This window comes from Rhizobium sp. 16-488-2b (assembly GCF_017741815.1).
Taxonomy (GTDB): Bacteria; Pseudomonadota; Alphaproteobacteria; order Rhizobiales; family Rhizobiaceae; genus Rhizobium.
In genome coordinates this window covers 41,082-59,498 of the sequence record NZ_JAGHMF010000003.1, presented here as the reverse complement: position 1 = coordinate 59,498, position 18,417 = coordinate 41,082, and the positions used below count along the sequence as shown (strand labels likewise).

20 protein-coding genes are annotated in these 18,417 nt (G+C 62.7%); 14 read left to right on the top strand and 6 right to left on the bottom strand.

The window, feature by feature from the left end; translation table 11 throughout:
* Positions 1-36: 36 nt before the first annotated feature.
* A complete protein-coding gene (locus J5286_RS01845) occupies positions 37-834 on the bottom strand; it encodes an undecaprenyl-diphosphate phosphatase (protein ID WP_047506892.1) in 798 nt (265 codons plus the stop codon).
* A 282-nt stretch (positions 835-1,116) separates the two neighbouring features.
* Between J5286_RS01845 and J5286_RS01840 the strand changes: the two genes are divergently transcribed.
* The 5 genes from J5286_RS01840 (at position 1,117) to J5286_RS01820 (ending at position 6,073) form a co-directional block, all read left to right on the top strand.
* Complete coding sequence (locus J5286_RS01840; RefSeq protein WP_047506891.1) at positions 1,117-1,809, top strand: glutathione S-transferase family protein; 693 nt, start codon at positions 1,117-1,119, stop codon at positions 1,807-1,809.
* 11 nt (positions 1,810-1,820) lie between these two features.
* Positions 1,821-2,981: a tRNA epoxyqueuosine(34) reductase QueG gene (gene queG, locus J5286_RS01835; protein WP_209188829.1), complete on the top strand. Its 1,161-nt coding sequence runs from the start codon at positions 1,821-1,823 to the stop codon at positions 2,979-2,981.
* The gene (locus tag J5286_RS01830) at positions 2,981-3,853 is read left to right on the top strand and encodes an SDR family oxidoreductase (protein ID WP_209188828.1); all 873 of its coding nucleotides are present in this window, start codon (positions 2,981-2,983) and stop codon (positions 3,851-3,853) included. The genes queG and J5286_RS01830 overlap by 1 nt, the downstream gene beginning before the upstream one ends.
* 406 nt (positions 3,854-4,259) lie before the next feature.
* Positions 4,260-4,622, top strand: coding sequence for a septal ring lytic transglycosylase RlpA family protein (locus tag J5286_RS01825; RefSeq protein WP_026283154.1), 363 nt, complete (start codon positions 4,260-4,262; stop codon positions 4,620-4,622).
* Between the two features lie 161 nt (positions 4,623-4,783).
* Positions 4,784-6,073: an RsmB/NOP family class I SAM-dependent RNA methyltransferase gene (locus tag J5286_RS01820; protein WP_209188826.1), complete on the top strand. Its 1,290-nt coding sequence runs from the start codon at positions 4,784-4,786 to the stop codon at positions 6,071-6,073.
* Positions 6,074-6,088: 15 nt separating this feature from the next.
* Here the strand turns inward: J5286_RS01820 and J5286_RS01815 are convergent, their stop codons facing one another.
* A complete protein-coding gene (locus tag J5286_RS01815) occupies positions 6,089-6,595 on the bottom strand; it encodes an HPP family protein (protein ID WP_209188824.1) in 507 nt (168 codons plus the stop codon).
* A gap of 212 nt (positions 6,596-6,807) precedes the next feature.
* Between J5286_RS01815 and J5286_RS01810 the strand changes: the two genes are divergently transcribed.
* Genes J5286_RS01810 through J5286_RS01795 form a run of 4 tightly spaced genes read left to right on the top strand, consistent with a single transcriptional unit; the run spans position 6,808 to position 11,908 of the window.
* On the top strand, positions 6,808-8,088 hold the full coding sequence (locus J5286_RS01810) for an imelysin family protein (RefSeq protein WP_209188822.1): 1,281 nt from the start codon (positions 6,808-6,810) through the stop codon (positions 8,086-8,088).
* Positions 8,089-8,134: 46 nt separating this feature from the next.
* Entirely contained in the window at positions 8,135-9,670 is a 1,536-nt protein-coding gene (locus J5286_RS01805; RefSeq protein ID WP_209188820.1) for a di-heme oxidoreductase family protein, read from the top strand.
* A complete protein-coding gene (locus tag J5286_RS01800) occupies positions 9,670-10,806 on the top strand; it encodes an imelysin family protein (protein ID WP_209188818.1) in 1,137 nt (378 codons plus the stop codon). Before J5286_RS01805 ends, J5286_RS01800 begins: the two co-directional genes overlap by 1 nt.
* Before the next feature lie 4 nt (positions 10,807-10,810).
* Complete coding sequence (locus J5286_RS01795) at positions 10,811-11,908, top strand: DUF1513 domain-containing protein (protein ID WP_209188816.1); 1,098 nt, start codon at positions 10,811-10,813, stop codon at positions 11,906-11,908.
* On the opposite strand, the gene J5286_RS01790 is transcribed toward J5286_RS01795, so the two are convergent.
* Complete coding sequence (locus tag J5286_RS01790) at positions 11,894-12,970, bottom strand: DUF2252 family protein (RefSeq protein WP_209188814.1); 1,077 nt, start codon at positions 12,968-12,970, stop codon at positions 11,894-11,896. The two genes, J5286_RS01795 and J5286_RS01790, sit on opposite strands and share 15 nt — an antisense overlap.
* A gap of 136 nt (positions 12,971-13,106) precedes the next feature.
* Between J5286_RS01790 and J5286_RS01785 the strand changes: the two genes are divergently transcribed.
* Together J5286_RS01785 and J5286_RS01780 are read left to right on the top strand one after the other, a co-directional pair.
* Complete coding sequence (locus J5286_RS01785) at positions 13,107-13,559, top strand: TspO/MBR family protein (protein ID WP_209189595.1); 453 nt, start codon at positions 13,107-13,109, stop codon at positions 13,557-13,559.
* Positions 13,560-13,570: 11 nt separating this feature from the next.
* The gene (locus tag J5286_RS01780) at positions 13,571-14,203 is read left to right on the top strand and encodes a nucleotidyltransferase domain-containing protein (RefSeq protein ID WP_209188813.1); all 633 of its coding nucleotides are present in this window, start codon (positions 13,571-13,573) and stop codon (positions 14,201-14,203) included.
* On the opposite strand, the gene J5286_RS01775 is transcribed toward J5286_RS01780, so the two are convergent.
* A complete protein-coding gene (locus J5286_RS01775; protein ID WP_209188812.1) occupies positions 14,200-14,661 on the bottom strand; it encodes a GNAT family N-acetyltransferase in 462 nt (153 codons plus the stop codon). The genes J5286_RS01780 and J5286_RS01775 overlap by 4 nt on opposite strands.
* Positions 14,662-14,801: 140 nt before the next feature.
* Here J5286_RS01775 and J5286_RS01770 point away from each other — a divergent pair, with 140 nt between their 5' ends.
* The 3 genes from J5286_RS01770 to guaA all read left to right on the top strand — a co-directional run bounded on the left by J5286_RS01770 (position 14,802) and on the right by guaA (position 17,571).
* Complete coding sequence (locus J5286_RS01770) at positions 14,802-15,251, top strand: PaaI family thioesterase (RefSeq protein ID WP_026283151.1); 450 nt, start codon at positions 14,802-14,804, stop codon at positions 15,249-15,251.
* Positions 15,248-15,886 carry a 5'-methylthioadenosine/S-adenosylhomocysteine nucleosidase gene (locus J5286_RS01765; protein ID WP_209188811.1) on the top strand — a complete coding sequence of 213 codons (639 nt, stop codon included), beginning with the start codon at positions 15,248-15,250 and terminating at the stop codon, positions 15,884-15,886. The genes J5286_RS01770 and J5286_RS01765 overlap by 4 nt, the downstream gene beginning before the upstream one ends.
* A gap of 122 nt (positions 15,887-16,008) precedes the next feature.
* Positions 16,009-17,571, top strand: a complete 1,563-nt coding sequence (guaA, locus tag J5286_RS01760) for a glutamine-hydrolyzing GMP synthase (protein ID WP_018899307.1) — start codon at positions 16,009-16,011, stop codon at positions 17,569-17,571.
* 97 nt (positions 17,572-17,668) lie between these two features.
* Here the strand turns inward: guaA and J5286_RS01755 are convergent, their stop codons facing one another.
* Both J5286_RS01755 and J5286_RS01750 read right to left on the bottom strand, forming a co-directional pair.
* Positions 17,669-18,100 (bottom strand): type II toxin-antitoxin system VapC family toxin, encoded by a 432-nt coding sequence (locus tag J5286_RS01755; protein ID WP_209188810.1) that lies wholly within the window; start codon positions 18,098-18,100, stop codon positions 17,669-17,671.
* Positions 18,097-18,396 (bottom strand): hypothetical protein, encoded by a 300-nt coding sequence (locus J5286_RS01750; protein WP_209188809.1) that lies wholly within the window; start codon positions 18,394-18,396, stop codon positions 18,097-18,099. Before J5286_RS01750 ends, J5286_RS01755 begins: the two co-directional genes overlap by 4 nt.
* Positions 18,397-18,417 lie beyond the last annotated feature (21 nt).

Genomic DNA, 18,417 nt, shown 5'->3' with positions numbered 1-18,417 from the left:
GGTTTCTTTTTTTGGTTGGGGAGCTTTGCTTCCCGATCAGGCGATCATACCGACCGATGCCATGCCCAGCAGGATGGCGCCGAGAATGATGCGGTAGATCGCGAAGGCCGTGAACTTGTTGCTCTGGATATAGGAGAGCAGCCACTTGACGGCGACGAAGGCAACGATCGTCGACACGACGAAGGCGATGCCGAGAGCGGTCCAATCTTCATTGGCCGCGCCACCATCCTTGAACGTCTTCAGCAATTCATAGGCGCTTGCCGCATACATCGTCGGGATACCGACGAGGAAGGCGAATTCCGTGGCCGCCGCGCGGTTGCCGGTACCGGCAAGCATGGCGACGAAGATCGTGGACGCCGAACGCGAGGTGCCCGGAAACACGCCGGCGACGACCTGCGCGATACCAACAAGGATGGCGACCAGCCAGGTGATCTCCTTGTGCGGCGGACGGCGGGCGGCGAGCCATTCGGCAACCATCATCCAGATACCGCCGATTATCAGCGCCCAGGCGATCGGGGTGGCGGTGCTGGGGAGCTCGAAGCCGAGCTTCTTGACGATCAGGCCAAGGACGGCGGTGATCAGGAAGGCGAGGATGAGCTTGAAGAGATAGGAGCGGTTTTCGGGATCCTGCCAGCCGAGCAGCAGCGTCATGATACGGCGCCAGTAGATAATGGTGACGGCGAGGATGGCGCCGGCCTGAATGACGATGTTGAAAAGATCAGACCGGTGGCCGAGCCATTGCTCCGCAATGATGAGGTGGCCGGTGCTTGAAATCGGTAGAAACTCGGTAATGCCTTCGACTATGCCTAGGATTATCGCGTTTATGTAATCCATTAATTGTCTCCGTTTCGGGGTTCGGTCAGACGGGAATTGTGCTGTGCCGCTGGGGGAACGACACCAATTTTCACCAGACGAGGATGCGACGAGAACCTCTGATCGGTTGTCGGCGATTTTTGGGCGAGGTCGATTTCCTTCGTCAGGGTTTCGGGCGGCCCGACTCGCTTGTGTTGGAGGGGCCAAACTTCTATAGCTTCAACGAATGAGTCATGACTAGGGCGCTATAATCATCGCGTCCATGCGACGTGCACCCCCAGCCATCCAAAAATCCGAGTCTCGATGCCCACGCTCTATCATCACCCCATGTCATCCGCATCACGCTTCGTCCGGTTGATCCTGACGGAGTACGGCTATCAGGCAGACCTGATCGAAGAGCAGACCTGGGAGAAGCGCCGGGATTTCCTGGCGCTCAACCCGGCCGGCACGCTGCCCGTCTATGTCGACGACAGCATGCGCGCGCTCTGTGGGTCCACCGTGATCTCCGAGTATCTCGACGAGACGCACGGTGTGCTGAAGCGCGATCGCCGACTCTTGGCCGAAGATCCCTTCCAGCGCGCCGAGATCCGGCGGCTGACCGAATGGTTCATGGTCAAGATGGAAACCGACGTGACCCGGCCGCTGGCGCGCGAGCGCGTCTACAAGCTGCAGATGACGGCCGATCAGGGCGGTGGCGCACCGGATTCGAAGATCCTGCGCACGGCACGCGCCAATATCCGCCAGCACATGAAGTATCTGACCTGGCTCTCCGGCTCGCGCCAGTGGCTGGCGGGCGACCGGATGAGCTATGCCGATCTGGCGGCCGCCTCTTCCGTCTCCATTCTCGACTATCTCGGCGAGATCGACTGGACGGAATCGCCGCTCGTCAAGGAATGGTACCAGCGCATCAAGTCGCGCCCGTCCTTCCGCCCGCTGCTCACCGAGCGCGTGCGCGGCCTGACCCCTGTTTCGCATTACGCCGACCTGGATTTCTGACGGGGCCTCTCATGCCCGAACGATCCGCACTGACCAAGGAAGACAAACGCCTGCAGACGCTGACCGCCTTCGTCAAGGCGGAAGCGCAGGCGCTCGGCTTCGATCTCTGTCGGATCACGCGACCGGACAGCATTCCCGAGGCGAAGGAACGCCTCGGTGAGTTCATCGACGCCGGCAGGCACGGGACGATGGAGTGGATGGCCGAGACGCGCGAGCGGCGCGGCGATCCGCGCACGCTTTGGAGCGACGTGAAATCGGTCGTCGTCTTCGCGATGAATTACGGACCCGAGGAAGACCCGCGCGGCATTCTCGAGAAGCCGGACAAGGCGGCAATCTCGGTCTATGCGCGCAACCGCGATTATCACGATATCATCAAGGGCCGGCTGAAAGAGATCGCCACGCGGTTTGCGGCGCGCGCCGGCGAAGATGTGAAAGTGTTCGTCGATACGGCCCCCGTCATGGAAAAGCCTCTGGCGGCCGCGGCCGGGCTTGGCTGGCAGGGTAAGCACACCAATCTCGTCAGCCGCGCACATGGCTCCTGGCTGTTTCTCGGCTCGATGTTCACCACGGCCGATCTCTTGATCGATGCGCCCGAGATCGATCATTGCGGCTCGTGCCGCGCCTGTCTCGACGCCTGTCCGACGGCAGCCTTCCCGGCGCCTTACCAGATCGACGCGCGACGCTGCATTTCCTATCTGACGATCGAGCACAAGGGGCCGATCGATCCGGCCATCCGGCCGCTGATCGGCAACCGCATCTATGGCTGCGACGACTGTCTCGCCGCCTGTCCCTGGAACAAGTTCGCAAGTGCGGCTTCCGAAATCAAGCTGAAGGCGCGCGAGGATCTGCAGGAGCCGGATATAGCCGCGCTGCTTGCGCTCGACGATCCGACTTTCCGCAGTTTCTTCAGCGGCTCTCCGGTCAAGCGCATCGGCCGCGACCGTTTCGTGCGCAACGTGCTGATCGCGGCCGGCAATTCCGGCGACCGCCAGTTCCTCGACGCCTGCCTTTCGCTGACCGCCGATGCCTCGCCTGTGGTCCGCGCCATGGCGATATGGGCGCTGTCGCGGCTGATGGAGGCTGGCGAATTCCAGCGCTTTGCTGCACAAAGGCCTCAGGATGAGTCGGACAGCGATGTGCTGAACGAGTGGAGACTAGCGGGAGCGGCGTGATGCATCTTGTGATTTTCGGTTGCGGCTTCTCCGGCACGGCAATTGCCAAGGCGTTCATGGCCGGGGGTTTTCGCGTTTCCGGCACGACGCGCTCTGAAGAGAAGGCAGCGGCGCTGAGAGCCGAGGGTATCGAGGCCTTCGTGTTCGACGGCGAGACGCTCGATGCGACACTCATTGATGCCATGCGCTCGGCCACGCATCTGGTGCAATCGATCGCGCCGCGCGAGGCAGGCGATCCGCTGCTGAAGCTTGCGGGCGAGCGCATCGAGACGCTCATGCCTGAACTCTCCTGGATCGGTTATCTCTCGACCGTCGGCGTCTATGGCGACCACAAGGGCGAATGGGTGAGCGAGGAGACGCCGTGCGTTCCGGTCTCGGGCCGCTCCAAGGAGCGCTTGGAGGCGGAGGCGGCGTGGATTGCGATCGGCGAACGGATCGGCATTCCCGCGGCGGTGCTGCGCCTGTCCGGCATCTACGGACCGGGCCGCAATGCCTTCGTCAATTTGGCGCGCGGCACGGCGCGGCGGCTGGTCAAGAAGGATCAGGTGTTCAACCGCATCCGCGTCGAGGATATCGGCGCCAGCGCGTGGTTTCTTGCCGAGCATAAACTTGGCGGCATCTATAATGTGACCGACGACCGCCCCGGCCCGCCGCAGGATGTCATCGTCGAGGCGGCCCGCCTGATGGATGTCGAGCCGCCGCCGGAACAGGCTTTCGAGACCGCCGAACTGACGCCGATGGCGCGCTCCTTCTATGGCGAGAACAAGCGCGTTTCGAACGCCAAGCTGAAGGCCGCCGGCTTCACCTTCGCCTTCCCCACCTATCCGCAATCACTCGCGCAGTTGTTGCAAAACGAGCGCTGGCGCGGCTGACTTAGCCGCCCCTGATATCGCTATATTGCGCCAGATGAATTGGTAGGAAATTCCTACTCCAGGCAGATTTCGTTAAAATTTGGCGCAAAATTTGGGCGGAAGCCTTGGAAATTGCCCAAATGGGGCGGGAATTATGACGCCCGCGCAAAATTATTTTCGTGATTTTTGTGATCACGGGAGTCGTGAACGGCTTCCCGCAAAAAAAGTTCTAATTTTACTTGATTCAATTGCGCTTTTTTCATTCGAAACCGCTTGACGACGGTTCGAATCATTTTGCCGGCTCATCACATATATTTCAATATGTAACACTCCGTGATCATTCGGGGCACTTTTCTGCCACTTTTCGACCGGTTTAAGCCCCCGCCGCCCACAAGGCGTAGGTTTAACAGTTGAGGGACACCCCGTTTTGAAGAAAATTTGTCGTTCTATTATCGCCGTCACAACTATAGCAGCCTGTTCTACGATCCTTCCGATGGAAGGTTTTGCTGCAAATGGTTGCGGTGGCGCGTCGTGGTACGCACTTCACTCCAAAACCGCTTCCGGCGAACGCATGAACCCGACCATCAATACTGCCGCGCACCGCTCGCTCGCCTTCGGCACCAAGGTCAAGGTCACCAACCGCAACAACGGCCGCAGCGTCGTCGTGCGCATCAACGATCGCGGTCCCTTCATCCGTGGCCGCGTTCTCGATCTTTCCCGTGCAGCCGCCAGCAACATCGGCATGGTCAGCACCGGCACTGCCAAGGTCTGCTACGAAGTCATCGGCTAACGCCTGAGATAAGGCACCGCTTGCTCTTGCCGCCAATCGCGGATACCACGCGGTTGAGACTTGTGTACCATCCGCTGCGTCTGTCGCGCTTCCTGCGGATCGTTCACAAGCCGCCGGTCCTTGAAGGTCCGGCATTGATCCAGGCAATAGGAGCGTTGTGAATGCGATTGGGCGGTAGGCTCGAAGGGGCGATTTCGGTTCTTGAAGACATCGATGCCCGCAGACGGCCTGTCGCCGATGCCCTCAAGGATTGGGGGCTCGCGCACCGGTTCGCCGGCTCCGGCGACCGCGCCGCGATCGGCAACATCGTCTACGACGCGCTTCGCATGCGCCTTTCGCACGCCTGGCTGATGGATGACGACAGCGCATCGGCAATCGCCCATGCCGTCATGTTCCGCCAGTGGGGCTTTACGCCCGAGACGCTTGCCGCCGAGCTTGCCGATGACAAGTTCGCGCCGGCAGCACTTTCCGAGGCAACGCTTTCGGCCTTTCACTCCCGTGATCTCAAGGATGCTCCTTCCCATATTCAGGGCGATATCCCGGAGTGGATACAGCCCACTTTCGAAAAATCCTTCGGCGACACCTGGCTCAGGGAAGCGCAGGCGCTCGCCGAGCGACCGACGCTCGATCTCCGTGCGAACATCCTGAAGGCCACCCGCGAAAAGGCCGTCAAGGCGCTCGAAAGATCAGGCGCGCAGGAGGCCACCATCGCGCGTTACGGCATCCGGATTGCCGCGGGCGAAGGAGCCTCCCGTCTTCCCAACGTGACAGCGGAGCTTTCGTTCCAAAAAGGTTGGTTCGAGGTTCAGGACGAGGGATCGCAGATCGTCGCCGATCTCGTGCTGCCCCAGGATGGCGAGCAGGTGCTCGACTATTGCGCCGGCGGCGGCGGCAAGACGCTCGCCATGTCGGCGGCGATGCACAACAAGGGCCAGGTTCACGCCTATGACGCCGACCGCAAGCGGCTGGCGCCGATCATCGAGCGGCTGAAGCGCGCCGGCACCCGCAACGTCCAGGTGCACGACAATCCGAAGGCGCTTAAGAACCTCGAGGATCGCTGCGACAAGGTGCTGGTCGATGCGCCCTGCACGGGAACCGGCACATGGCGCCGGCGCCCGGATACGAAATGGCGCCTCACGGCCAAGAACCTCGACGAGCGCACCGCGCAGCAGCAGGACGCGCTGAGCCAAGCGAGCGCCTATGTGCGCCCCGGCGGAGAGTTGATCTACGTGACCTGCTCGGTGCTGCCGCAGGAGAACGAGGAGCAGGTGCGCGCGTTTACCGCCGCCAATCCCGCGTTCGAGATTGCGGGTGCGCTTGAGGGCTGGGATCAGCTGTTCGGCAAGGACAGCCCGCATCCGCGCTCGTCGGATGGCCAGACCATCACGCTGACACCCGCGTCGACCGACACGGACGGGTTCTTCTTCTGCCGGATGAGGCGCAAGGCCTAATTCAAAAAGCCTGGATCAGTGCGGAGCCCGCAGCGGATATTGATGCCGCGGCGGGATGAAGTGATGCAGCACGGCGATCGCGATCAGCAGCGCACTGCCGAAACCGACGATCAGAAACAGCATCGGTCCGCCCATATGCGAGCCGAACGCCACCAGCGGCACGGCGCCCGCCGGCGGATGGGTGACGCGCAGCATCAGCATGCCGGCAATGGTCAGCCCGACGGCAATCGCGCCGACCCACCAAAGACCCGGAAACAGGAACACCGCCAGACCACCGATCAGCGCCGCCAGAAGGTAGCCACCAATGACATTGGCCGGCTGCGCGAGCGGGCTCTTCGGCTGGCCGAAGATCAGCACTGCCGTGGCGCCAAAGGGCGCGATCAGCAGCGGAATGCCGGTGAAAACGGTGAGCGCGCCGACCGAGGCCATGCCGATCATGGCGCCGATGCCGGATTTCAGATGGAGGTGGACGGTACCCTTCGGTTCATGGCGATGGGTGAAATGCTTGATATGTCGGCGCATACGCGGTCTATCCGGACAATGTTTATGCAGTTGCACATTGATTACTCACATATCGCCCATTTTCCAAGCAATTCGATTTCGATTTGACGGCCTTTCGGCGGATTTCGTTCCTTAAAACCATTCCAAACTAGAGTGTTTGACACCAGTTTGCTTTTGGGCGAAGACATTTTCGCCGGGCCTTATAAAGCATGCCCGTCACAGGAGAGGATCCCATGAAACTCAACAAAAATTTCTGCGCAGCCCTGGCGCTGGCGGTGGCCCCAACCGCTCTGTCCGCCATCCCCGCTTACGCGGCCCCGGATGCTGCTGCCGTTGTGAAATATTACACTGAAGTCGGCCACGCGAAGTATGAAGACGCGCTGACCACGGCCAAGGCTCTCGACGCCGCGATCGACGCTTTCTTGAAGGAGCCGACGGACAAGACGCTTGAAGCTGCCCGCGCCGCCTGGATCAAGGCTCGCGTTCCCTATCAGCAGACGGAAGTCTATCGCTTCGGCAACCCGATCGTCGATGACTGGGAAGGCAAGGTCAACGCCTGGCCGCTCGACGAAGGCCTGATCGACTATGTCGACGCTTCCTACGGCACCGAGAGCGACGAGAACTCGCTTTACGTCGCCAACGTGATCGCCAACAAGACGATCAAGATCGACGGCAAGGATGTCGACGCTTCGAAGCTGACGCCCGAATTCCTCTCCGGCACGCTGGCGGAAGCCGGCGGCGTCGAAGCCAACGTCGCGACCGGCTATCACGCCATCGAATTCCTGCTCTGGGGCCAGGATCTGAACGGCACCGGCCCAGGCGCCGGCAACCGCCCGGCCACCGATTACGACCTGAAGAATTGCACGCACGGCAATTGCGACCGCCGTGCCGAATATCTGAAGTCGGCCTCGACGCTGCTGGTCTCCGACCTGCAGGAAATGACCGACAACTGGAAGCCGGATGGCGAAGCCACGAAGCATGTCGAAGCCGACCCGAAGGCCGGCCTCGTCGCCATCCTGACCGGCATGGGCTCTCTCTCCTACGGCGAACTCGCCGGCGAGCGCATGAAGCTCGGCCTGATCCTGCACGATCCGGAAGAAGAGCATGATTGCTTCTCCGACAACACCTACAACTCGCACCTCAACGACGCTGTCGGCATCGCTGCCGCCTATACGGGCAACTACACCCGCGTCGACGGTACGAAGATGAAGGGTCCCTCGCTGCACGATCTCGTCGCCGCCAAGGACAAGAAGCTCGACAAGGAAATGCAGGGCAAGCTCGACGCGACGCTGAAGGCGATGGCGATCATGGCCAAGCGCGGCCAGAACGTCGAGAAGTACGACCAGATGATCGCCGAGGGTAACAAGAAGGGCAACGCCGTTGTCCAGGCTGCCATCGACGGCCTCGTCGACCAGACGAAATCGGTGCAGCGCGTGATCGCAGCGCTCGATCTCGGCACGGTCAAGCTTGAAGGTTCCGACAGCTTGGATAATCCTGGCGCGGTCTTCAAATAATCAAAAAGGCGGGCCGCTTCGCTGTCGAGGCGGCCCGAACTCCGAAATGTCGCCTTTCTCGGCCCGTCGTCTTCTCTTCAGCGCAACCATATGCGCCACGATCGCCGGCCTTTCCGCCGCCCTTGCGGATAATTTCGACCTTCCCACCAAACGCACCGATCTCACCGAAGCCGACGCCAAGCGCGTTGCCGATGTGACGCGGCCGACCACCGACTTCTCCAAGGCCGAGCAATACGAGGCCATGCAGGCAGGCGGCGCGACGTCGATCGATCCGGTGACGAAGAATTCCTTCTCGCATATCTCCGCAAACATCCCTTTCGAGGAGGAGCAGCCGTTCAAGCTCGGCAATGCGCTCTTCAAGAAGCTCTGGGTCTCCGCCCCATCCTCGACGCAGGCCTCCGACGGGCTGGGGCCGCTGTTCAACGCGCGCTCCTGCATGAACTGCCACCTCAATGACGGGCGCGGCAAGCCGGAGCCCGACGCCAGCACCAGCTCGATGTTTCTGAGACTGGCGCGCACGGCCAAGACGCCCGACGAGGAACGCGCCGTCGCCAATGCCGAGACCATCAACTTCCCCGACCCCGTCTACGGCCACCAGCTGCAGGACCGCGCGGTACCCGGCCTTCCCGCCGAGGGGAAGATGAATGTCAGCTACACCGAAGAGCCGGTGACGCTCGCGGGTGGCGAGACCGTATTCTTGCGGCGGCCGCTCTACGCGATCGGCGAGCTCGGCTACGGCCCGCTCGATCCGGCAACGACGATCTCGCCGCGCGTGGCGCCGGCGATGATCGGGCTGGGCTTGATCGAGGCCATTCCGGAGGCCGATATCCTCGCGCATGCCGATCCCGACGACAAGGACGGGGACGGCATCCACGGCAAGGCGGCGATCGTGCGCGATCACCGCACCGGAAAACCCGCGCTTGGTCGCTTCGGCTGGAAGGCGCAGAACGCAAGCGTGCGCGACCAGAGCGCCGATGCGTTCCTGAACGACATCGGCATCTCCACCCCTGACCAGCCCGACCCGCATGGCGATTGCACCGAGGCGCAGGCCAAGTGCAAGGCGATGGCCACAGGCGTGCAGAAGCGGCTTGGGAACGAGGAAGCGCCGGGGCCGATCCTAGACCTCGTGACCTTCTATTCCGCCAATCTGGCCGTGCCGGCGCGGCGCAAGGCGAGCTTTCCGGAAACGCTCAAGGGCAAGCAGGTTTTCTACGAAAGCGGCTGCACGGCCTGCCATGTCCCGAAGTATGTGACGCGGCGCGACAGCCTCGACAAGGCGCAGTCCTTCCAGCTGATCTGGCCCTATTCCGACTTCCTACTGCACGACATGGGCGACGGGCTGGCGGACGGACAACAGGTTGGACTTGCAAGCGGACGTGAATGGCGCACGCCGCCGCTATGGGGTATAGGTCTCACCAAGACTGTCAGCGGACATAGCTTTTTCCTTCATGACGGCCGGGCCAGAAACCTCACCGAGGCCATTCTCTGGCACGGCGGCGAAGCACAAAAGTCGCGCGACGCATTTGCCTCCCTGCCTGCGGATAACAGGCAGGCACTGATTACGTTTTTGGAGTCTTTTTGATGCGCCTTTGGTACCCTCTGGTTCTCTCGCTTGCCCTTGCCTCCAATGCCGTGGCGCAGACGGCCGCTCCGCAGGCGGGGCAGACCCCAGCACCGGCGGGTCAGGCTACTGCGCAAGCAGGATTGAACGAGGATGCCGTGCCTGTCGTCATGCAGCGCGCGGTCGACGAAGTGATCCGCCCGGGTTACCGCAATGCCCAGCAGTCCGCGGCGCGGCTGACCACGGCGATGAAGGATCTTTGCGACAAGGGCACGCCCGCCAGCCTCGACAAGGCGAAGTCGGCCTTCGACGACATCATCCGCTACTGGTCGGCGATCGAAATGGTGCAGGTCGGCCCGGTCATCCAGGACAATCTCTTCGAGCACATCCTGTTCTACCCGGACCGCAAAGGCGTGGGCCTGAGGCAGGTACAGACGCTGATCGCCAAGGCCGATCCCAAGGACACGACGGTCGATGCGATCGCCTCCAAGAGCGTTGCCCTGCAGGGCCTGACGGCGCTCGAATACGTGCTCTACGGCACCGGATCGGAAGACCTCACCAACCAGAAGAGCGGTTTCCGCTGCCTCTATGGCGCGGCCGTGGCCGGCAACATCCAGCGCGAGGCGGCCGAAGTGGTTGCCGCCTGGGAAAAGCCTGATGGCATCCAGGCGAGCTGGAAGCATCCCGGCCCGCAGAGCGCCGATTTCATGGACAACAAGGAAGCCGTGACCGCGCTTCTCGGCACTCTCGTGCACGGCGCCGAGAATGTCCGCGATCAGCGGCTCGAACAGTTCTACAAGGGCAAGGACACGACGCCGCGCCCGAAGATGGCGATCTACTGGCGCTCCAAGAACACCTGGAAGTCGATGGCATCCAATCTGGAGGGGCTGCGCAACCTTTGGCAGAAAGCCGAAATGGCCGACCTGCTTCCATCAGACAAGAAGCCCGTCGCCGACGCGATCGACGCCAAGCTGAAGTCGCTTCTGGAAACGGTGCCGAAGCTCAACCCCGACATCGAGGTCGCCACCAGCGACGCCGAAAAGGCGAAGCTCGACCAGCTGCTGGTCGATACGCGCGATCTGGTGACGATGATCAGCGACAATTATGGTGCTGCGATCGGCCTTTCGGCCGGCTTCTCCTTCTCCGACGGCGATTGAGCCGATGATCAGGAGTGCCGCGATCGACCGGCGCAGCTTCGTCAAGGCGGCCGGGCTGAGCTTCCTGGCGGCTTTGCCGCCGCGCGCGCTGATGGCGCTGGAGCGCGCCGACGCCGTCTATGCCTCAGGCATGCGGCAGGCCAACGGATCCTTCGCGGTTGCGACCGTTTCAGAGCGCGGCGAGATCATCGATCAGGTGGCGCTGCCGGCGCGCTCGCACGGCATGGCCTTCAGCGCCGCCACGGGCAAGACCGTCGCCTTCGCGCGGCGGCCCGGCACCTACGCGATGATCTTCGACCCGCACGGGAAAGCCAAGCCGATCGTGATCACGGCCGCCGAGAACCGGCATTTCTACGGCCACGGCGCGTTTTCGCCCGATGGGCGCATCCTTTACGCCAGCGAGAACGATTTCGACGGCAATCGCGGCATGATCGGGCTCTACGACGCCACCCACCGCTTCGAGCGGATCGGCGAATTCGAGACCTATGGCGTCGGCCCGCACGACATGACCGTCAGCGACGACGGGCACATGCTCATTATTGCCAATGGCGGGATCGAGACGCATCCGGATTTCGGCCGCACCAAGCTCAACCTCGGCAACATGCAGCCGTCGCTGACGCTCGTGGACGCCGCAACCGGCGCGCTGATCGAGAAGCACACGCTGCCCGCCGAGTGGGCGCAGGTCTCGACGCGGCATGTCGATGTCGACGACAGCGGCCGCATCTGGTTCGCCTGCCAGTATGAAGGCCGCCGCAACGATCTGCCGCCGCTGGTGGGCTCCTTCGCCAAGGGTGAGGACCTGCGCTTCGTCGATCTGCCCGAAGAGACCACCCGAAGACTCGCCAACTATGTCGGCGCCATCGCCGTCAACCGCAAGGACGGGCTGGTGGGCGTGACCTCGCCCAAGGGCGGGGCCTCGGTGACGATCGACGCCATAAGCGGCCGGGTGCTGCGCGAGGAGATCGTGCCCGAAGCGGCCGGCATCGCGCCCGCAAGCACCGGCTTTGCCGTTTCCTCCTATGACGGCGATTTCCTTGATAAGCGCAGCGACGTCGCCTGGGACCAGCACATCGTCAGGATCGCCCCCTCACGACGCGTGTGACCATGTTTTCTGCTCGGCGCCGATCTGCGCTGCCGCAGCCTTCGCATCTTCCACCAGCCAACCCGGCTTGCGCGCCCTGAGGTCGCGCAGGATCGCGTCAACCGCTGCGGGATCATTAGCGTGGCAGTTGCCGATCTCGAAGCCCATCAGATCCAGCATATCCGGCGAGAGCAGCAGATCGGAATTGCCGTCGATCTCGATCTTGGTGCTGCTCGGCGACAGCCGCCGCACCAGGACCGAACCGATCAGCCTGTAATGCGGATCGGGAGACCGCATTTGGCCGGTGGCGATCTCGACGGCGTGGATGGCGCGATCATCGGGCGCGTGGGCGAGCGACCAGGCCGATTGCAGCATGGCCTTGCCCTCGCGCAACACCGGCCCGCCCCGCCAATCCGTGTAAGCGATGAAACGCGGACGCCCGAGGCTGCCGGTGCCCGCCGTGCGCGGCTTCGGAACGTAAGCGGCATGGCCCGGCGGCAAGGACGCGTCGAGCGCTCCGGCATAGGCCGATGGCGCAGGCTTTTCGCCCGGCGCAAGGCTCGCGAATTTATCCCAGAAGGCGCGGCGTTCGCTATCGGGAAGCGTCAGCGCCTTGCGCAGCCATTTGTGATCACGCTCGAGAATGACGGGCGTGGGCGTCTGCAACGCTCTCAGATACCCTGTCAGCACCGAGGCCGCGATCGTCTGCGCCGGCGGGCCGCCCTCGGTGACCGCCAGGAGCGCGCTTGCCGTCAGCCGGATGAGATCGAGCGCGTAAGGCATGACGGCTGCGTCGTCGAAATCATTGGCACCCCAGACGAGGCGTCCCTCGACATCGCGCCAGGTACCGAAATTTTCGAGATGCGTATCGCCGATCGCCAGAACCTTTGGCGCGGCGGCAGCGTCGGGGCAGATATCAAGGATGGTTTCCGAGAAGCGCCAGTAGGTGGCGCGCAGGAAGGAGAAGCTGCTTGATCGCATCTTCATGTGCTTGCGCAGGAGGTCGCCTTCGACCAGATCGGCCCGCAGTTGGCCGCGAAGCCAGCTTTCGTAGGCCTGTGTGGACTGCACGATACCGGCCATTTCGAAGCACTCCAATTTCCTGCTTCGCCGAGCATATCCCGAAGCGCGTAGCGGGCAATCGGGATCATTGCACGATCATTTGAATCGTATGCGATATGGCTCTGGCGAGGCGACGCCCGCGCCCTATCTCCGCCGCATGAGCAAAGCCCTGACCTACATCATCTTCGTTGCGATCGTGCTTGGCGGCGGTCTCGTGATCGGCGTCAACAATCTTCCGGGCGAATGGTATCAATCGCTCGCCAAACCACCCTTCAATCCGCCGAACTGGGTGTTCGGGCCGGCCTGGACCATTCTCTACGTGCTGATCGGGCTTGCCGGCGCGCGCACTTGGATGCGCGGGCATCTCTCCGTGGGCATGCTGATCTGGGCGGGACAGATGGTGGCGAATTTTCTCTGGTCGCCGTTCTTCTTCGGCCTGCAGGTGCCGATGGTGGCGCTCATCGTGATCCTCGCGCTGCTGGCGCTGATCATCGCCTTCATCCTCAACCGCTGGAATGCCGACCGGATCGCGGCGCTGCTCTTCCTGCCCTACCTCGCCTGGGTTTCCTTCGCGACGCTGCTCAACGCCTCGATCGTCTATCTCAACTGAGATTGCCCTTGATGCCGCGCGCCGCTAACACGGGCCGCATGGAGACACGACCGATCCCCGATCACGGCGCATGGGACGCCTGGCAGCCTACGGAACTCGCCTTGCGGCTCAGCGGCATTGCGAAGCCATGGTGCGTGGTCGGCGGCTGGGCGCTCGATCTCTGGCACGGCGAGAAGACACGCGATCACGAGGACCTGGAGTTCACCGTGCTGCGCGACGACGTCGCGATGTTTCGCGAGGCGCTCGGCGACTTGGATTTTTACGCCGTCGGAAGCGGCGTGGTCTCTCCCCTGCCAAAAGATACAGCGCCGCCCGCCGGGATCGCGCAGATTTGGTGCCATGATCGCGACGCCGGCCGCTGGCGCGTCGACATGATGATCGAAGACGGAACAGCCCATCGCTGGGTCTACAAGCGCGATCCCTCGATTGCGCTGCCGCGCGCCGGGATGATCGCGACTACCGCCGACGGCATACCCTATCTCAGGCCGGCCGGCGTGCTCTTGTTCAAGGCGAAATACCTGCGTGACAAGGACGAGATAGACTTTGCCAAAGCGCTGCCGAAGCTTGCTCCTTCCGAGCGCGACTGGCTGAGGGCCATGCTGCGGAAGACCCACCCCGGCCACGCCTGGCTGGAACGGCTCTAGAGAAATTTCTCCATGCGGAAATTGGTGAGGCGCTGGCCGCGTTTCTCGACGCTCTGGCTGGCGATGACGCTGAAGCCGCGACGCTCGAAGAAGGGCCGCGCGGTGAGGCTTGCCTCGGTGAAGATGCGGCCGATGCCCTGCTTTTTCGCCTCCTCCTCGACCGTTGAGAGCAGCCGGCTGGCGACGCCGATGCCCTGATGGGCGGGGTGGACGAACATCATGTCGAGGTGACCGTCGGGCTCCAGATCGGAAAAGCCGATCGCGCCTCCCGCATGCTCGGCGATGAAGGTTGGCCGGCTGGCGCGGCGCTCCGCCCAGGCGGCGCGATCCTCGACCTTCGCCCAGGCTTCGATTTCGGCCGGGCTGTAATCGCGCGACGCCACCTCGCGGATCGCCGCCAGAAAGATCGCGATTGTGTCGTCGCAATCATCAGCCGTGTAACGCCTCACCTGCAGCATGCCGACCTCCCCTTCATCTCAACCCGATCTAGCATGTCCCGCCATCGGCGTTGAGTACACAATCGTACCGGCCATCGATCCATTGCGCTTGTGTGGCGCGGCGACGCATGGCACTTTCCGGCTCGCACGAGGGCAGACAGATGACCAATACCGATAGCGGCGATTTCCGCGATCGCATCCAGACCAACTTTTCGCGCCAGGCGGCGCTGCACACGATCGGCGCCGAACTCACCCGCGTGGAGCGGGCGATGGTGGAGATTGAGCTGCCGTTCGACGTGAAGCTGACGCAGCAGCACGGCATCCTGCATGCCGGCATCATTTCGGCCGTGCTGGATTCGGCCTGCGGCTTTGCCGCCTACAGCGTCATCGACCCCGACGCCTCGGTGCTGACGATCGAATTCAAGGTGAACCTGCTCTCGCCCGGGCGCGGCGAACGCTTCCTGTTTCGCGGCGAGATCACCAAGCCCGGCACCAATATCATCGTCGCCGACGGGCGCGGCTACGCCATCAGCGACGGCCCGGCCAAGCTGATCGCCTCGATGACCAGCACCATGATGATCATACGCGGCAGAGAGGGCATTACTGGATGACGTTCGAACTGAAATCGGTCGCGGGAAAATCCATCCTGTTCGTGATGGCCGCCGAGGCCGAGTACGGCCCCTTCCTGCGCTCGCGCTTCGAGCCGCTGATGACGGGCGTCGGCCCGGTCGAAGCCGCCGTTGTGCTGACGCGCACGCTCGCCGCACTCGAACATCAAGGCGAGCTGCCGCAGCTCGTGGTCTCGCTCGGTTCGGCCGGTTCCGCCAAGCTCGAGCAGACGGCGGTCTATCAGGTGACGTCGGTTTCCTATCGCGACATGGATGCCTCGCCGCTCGGCTTCGAGAAGGGGCGCACGCCGTTTCTCGACCTGCCTGCGGTGATCGACCTGCCGCTCCGGATTCCCGGCGTCGCGGAAGCGACCCTGTCGACCGGCGGCAATGTGGTCTCGGGCGCTGCCTATTCTACCATCGATGCCGATATGGTCGACATGGAAACCTTCGCCATCCTGCGCGCCTGCCAGGCTTACAATCTGCCCTTGATCGGCCTGCGCGGAATTTCCGATGGCGTCGAGGAGCTGCAGCACATCTCCGGCTGGACCGAATATCTGCACGTGATCGACCGCAAGCTGTCCGATGCCACCGACAGCCTGTTCACCGCGCTGGAAGATGGGGTATTCTGGTTCTAGCGCTTCTTATGCCCGAAAAACGCCTCCAGGCCCTGCGAAAGCGGGACAATCGATGCAATAAAATCCCGCGGCGGCGGATTTCCCGCATTGCAAGACCGGGTGCTTTTCATTAAAGGCTCGCCATGACCCAGACAGCACATCCCGACAGCGTTCTCATCGTCGATTTCGGCAGCCAGGTAACCCAGCTGATCGCGCGCCGCGTGCGCGAAGCGGGCGTCTACTGCGAGATCGTTCCCTTCCAGTCCGCCGAAGAAGGCTTCAACAGCCTGAAGCCGAAAGCCGTGATCCTGTCCGGCAGCCCGGCCTCGACGGTCGACGAGGGTTCGCCCCGCGCGCCCCAGATCATCTTCGACAGCGGCCTTCCCGTTTTCGGCATCTGCTACGGCCAGCAGACGATGTGCATGCAGCTCGGCGGCAAGGTCGAGAGCGGCCATCACCGCGAATTCGGCCGTGCCTTCCTTGAGGTCGACGAAGACAGCGAATTGTTCGAAGGCCTCTGGTCGAAAGGCTCGCGCCATCAGGTGTGGATGAGCCATGGAGACCGCGTTACGGCATTGCCTGAAGGCTTCAAGGTCGTCGCCACTTCGCCGAACGCGCCTTACGCCTTCATCGCCGACGAGAAGCGCAAGTATTACGGCGTGCAATTCCACCCCGAGGTGGTCCACACGCCCGATGGCGCCAAGCTGATCGGCAACTTCATTCACAACATCGCCGGCATCAAGGGCGACTGGTCGATGTCTGCCTACCGCCAGAAGGCGGTCGAAGAAATCCGCAAGCAGGTCGGCGACAAGCGCGTGCTTTGCGCTCTTTCCGGCGGCGTCGACAGCTCGGTTGCGGCTTTGCTGATCCACGAAGCGATCGGCGACAAGCTCACCTGCGTGCTCGTCGACCACGGGTTGATGCGCAAGGACGAGGCGGCCAATGTCGTCGCCATGTTCCGCGAACACTACAATCTGCACCTGATCCACGTCGACGCAGCCGACAAGTTCATCGGCGAGCTCGAAGGCGTTTCCGACCCGGAGACCAAGCGCAAGATCATCGGCCGCCTGTTCATCGAGACCTTCGAGGAAGAGGCCAAGAAGCTCGGCGGCGCCGATTTCCTCGGCCAGGGCACGCTCTATCCCGACGTCATCGAAAGCGTTTCCTTCACCGGCGGCCCGTCGGTGACGATCAAGTCGCACCACAATGTCGGCGGCCTGCCCGAACGCATGAACATGCAGCTCGTCGAGCCGCTGCGCGAACTCTTCAAGGACGAAGTGCGCGTGCTCGGCAAGGAGCTCGGCCTGCCTGACAGCTTCATCGGCCGCCACCCCTTCCCGGGCCCCGGCCTCGCGATCCGCTGCCCAGGTGGCATCACCCGCGAGAAGCTGGAGATCCTGCGCGAGGCAGACGCGATCTATCTCGACGAAATCCGCAAGGCCGGTCTCTACGACGCGATCTGGCAGGCTTTCGCCGTGCTGCTGCCCGTCCAGACCGTCGGCGTCATGGGCGACGGCCGCACCTACGAATTCGTCTGCGCGCTACGCGCCGTGACCTCCGTCGACGGCATGACGGCGGATTTCTACCACTACGACATGGAATTCCTCGGCCGCGCCGCCACCCGCATCATCAACGAAGTGCGTGGGATCAATCGCGTGGTCTATGACGTGACCAGCAAGCCGCCGGGCACGATCGAGTGGGAATGATGCTTCACGTTTGAAGACAGCGGGGCTGATTGCCTCATGCTGACAATGATGCCGCCGGCGTGATGCGCCTGGCGGCATTTTTGTTGATGGGTTGGTGTTAGGCGGTGCCGCGCATCGGATTGATGTAGTCGATCCCGTCGAAGTCGCGCTCGTTGTCGGTGACGACGATGCAGCCATTGGCCTCGGCGATGGCGGCAACAATCATGTCGAGCGCACTGCGCGGCCGCCCCCTCGCCTTACCCTCGGCCATCAACCGCCCCCAAACCAGGCCTGCGGCTTCATCGAAGGGTAGAATGCGACCGGAGAAGAGGGACAGAGGCCCTTCCGGCCCCGCGAACCATGCTTCTAATTGATCGCGTTTCTTGCCTGCATGTTTTTCCAGGACGCCTCTGCGGATCTCCGCGATCGTCAGCGACGCGATGAAGAGATCATCATCCATCTGCACCGTCATCCACTCCAGCAGCGCCTGCGATGGCATCGGCTTGGTGATGTTGCTGATGATATTGGTGTCGAGCAGGAAACGGGTCAAATATCGACCTCGCGTCCCTCATCTCTGGGGCGATCGAGATCAAGGTCGGCACCCACCAGAGGCGAGCGCCTCAGCGCAGCCAATATGCCGCCCTTCGTAGGCGGCTCGCCCGATATGGATCGGCTGACAGTCGCGCGCAGTTCCGATGCCTCAGGCGTATCGTCGGCAAGACGACGGGCAAGTGAGCGGATCAGATCACGATCTTCATCGCGCCCGAGCACCTCGAAGCGTGAAAGGCCACGCTCGCTAAGGCGGCTGCGGTAATTCTGGATGGCGCGTTTCTGCGAGCTGCTCATGAGCGGCCTCCCGATATTTCC

Coding starts and splice junctions, on each gene's coding strand:
- J5286_RS01845 (WP_047506892.1), bottom strand. CDS start 834: ATGGATTACATAAACGCGATAATCCTAGGCATAGTCGAAGGCATTACC.
- J5286_RS01840 (WP_047506891.1), top strand. CDS start 1,117: ATGCCCACGCTCTATCATCACCCCATGTCATCCGCATCACGCTTCGTC.
- queG (WP_209188829.1), top strand. CDS start 1,821: ATGCCCGAACGATCCGCACTGACCAAGGAAGACAAACGCCTGCAGACG.
- J5286_RS01830 (WP_209188828.1), top strand. CDS start 2,981: ATGCATCTTGTGATTTTCGGTTGCGGCTTCTCCGGCACGGCAATTGCC.
- J5286_RS01820 (WP_209188826.1), top strand. CDS start 4,784: ATGCGATTGGGCGGTAGGCTCGAAGGGGCGATTTCGGTTCTTGAAGAC.
- J5286_RS01815 (WP_209188824.1), bottom strand. CDS start 6,595: ATGCGCCGACATATCAAGCATTTCACCCATCGCCATGAACCGAAGGGT.
- J5286_RS01810 (WP_209188822.1), top strand. CDS start 6,808: ATGAAACTCAACAAAAATTTCTGCGCAGCCCTGGCGCTGGCGGTGGCC.
- J5286_RS01805 (WP_209188820.1), top strand. CDS start 8,135: ATGTCGCCTTTCTCGGCCCGTCGTCTTCTCTTCAGCGCAACCATATGC.
- J5286_RS01800 (WP_209188818.1), top strand. CDS start 9,670: ATGCGCCTTTGGTACCCTCTGGTTCTCTCGCTTGCCCTTGCCTCCAAT.
- J5286_RS01795 (WP_209188816.1), top strand. CDS start 10,811: ATGATCAGGAGTGCCGCGATCGACCGGCGCAGCTTCGTCAAGGCGGCC.
- J5286_RS01790 (WP_209188814.1), bottom strand. CDS start 12,970: ATGGCCGGTATCGTGCAGTCCACACAGGCCTACGAAAGCTGGCTTCGC.
- J5286_RS01785 (WP_209189595.1), top strand. CDS start 13,107: ATGAGCAAAGCCCTGACCTACATCATCTTCGTTGCGATCGTGCTTGGC.
- J5286_RS01780 (WP_209188813.1), top strand. CDS start 13,571: ATGCCGCGCGCCGCTAACACGGGCCGCATGGAGACACGACCGATCCCC.
- J5286_RS01775 (WP_209188812.1), bottom strand. CDS start 14,661: ATGCTGCAGGTGAGGCGTTACACGGCTGATGATTGCGACGACACAATC.
- J5286_RS01770 (WP_026283151.1), top strand. CDS start 14,802: ATGACCAATACCGATAGCGGCGATTTCCGCGATCGCATCCAGACCAAC.
- J5286_RS01765 (WP_209188811.1), top strand. CDS start 15,248: ATGACGTTCGAACTGAAATCGGTCGCGGGAAAATCCATCCTGTTCGTG.
- guaA (WP_018899307.1), top strand. CDS start 16,009: ATGACCCAGACAGCACATCCCGACAGCGTTCTCATCGTCGATTTCGGC.
- J5286_RS01750 (WP_209188809.1), bottom strand. CDS start 18,396: ATGAGCAGCTCGCAGAAACGCGCCATCCAGAATTACCGCAGCCGCCTT.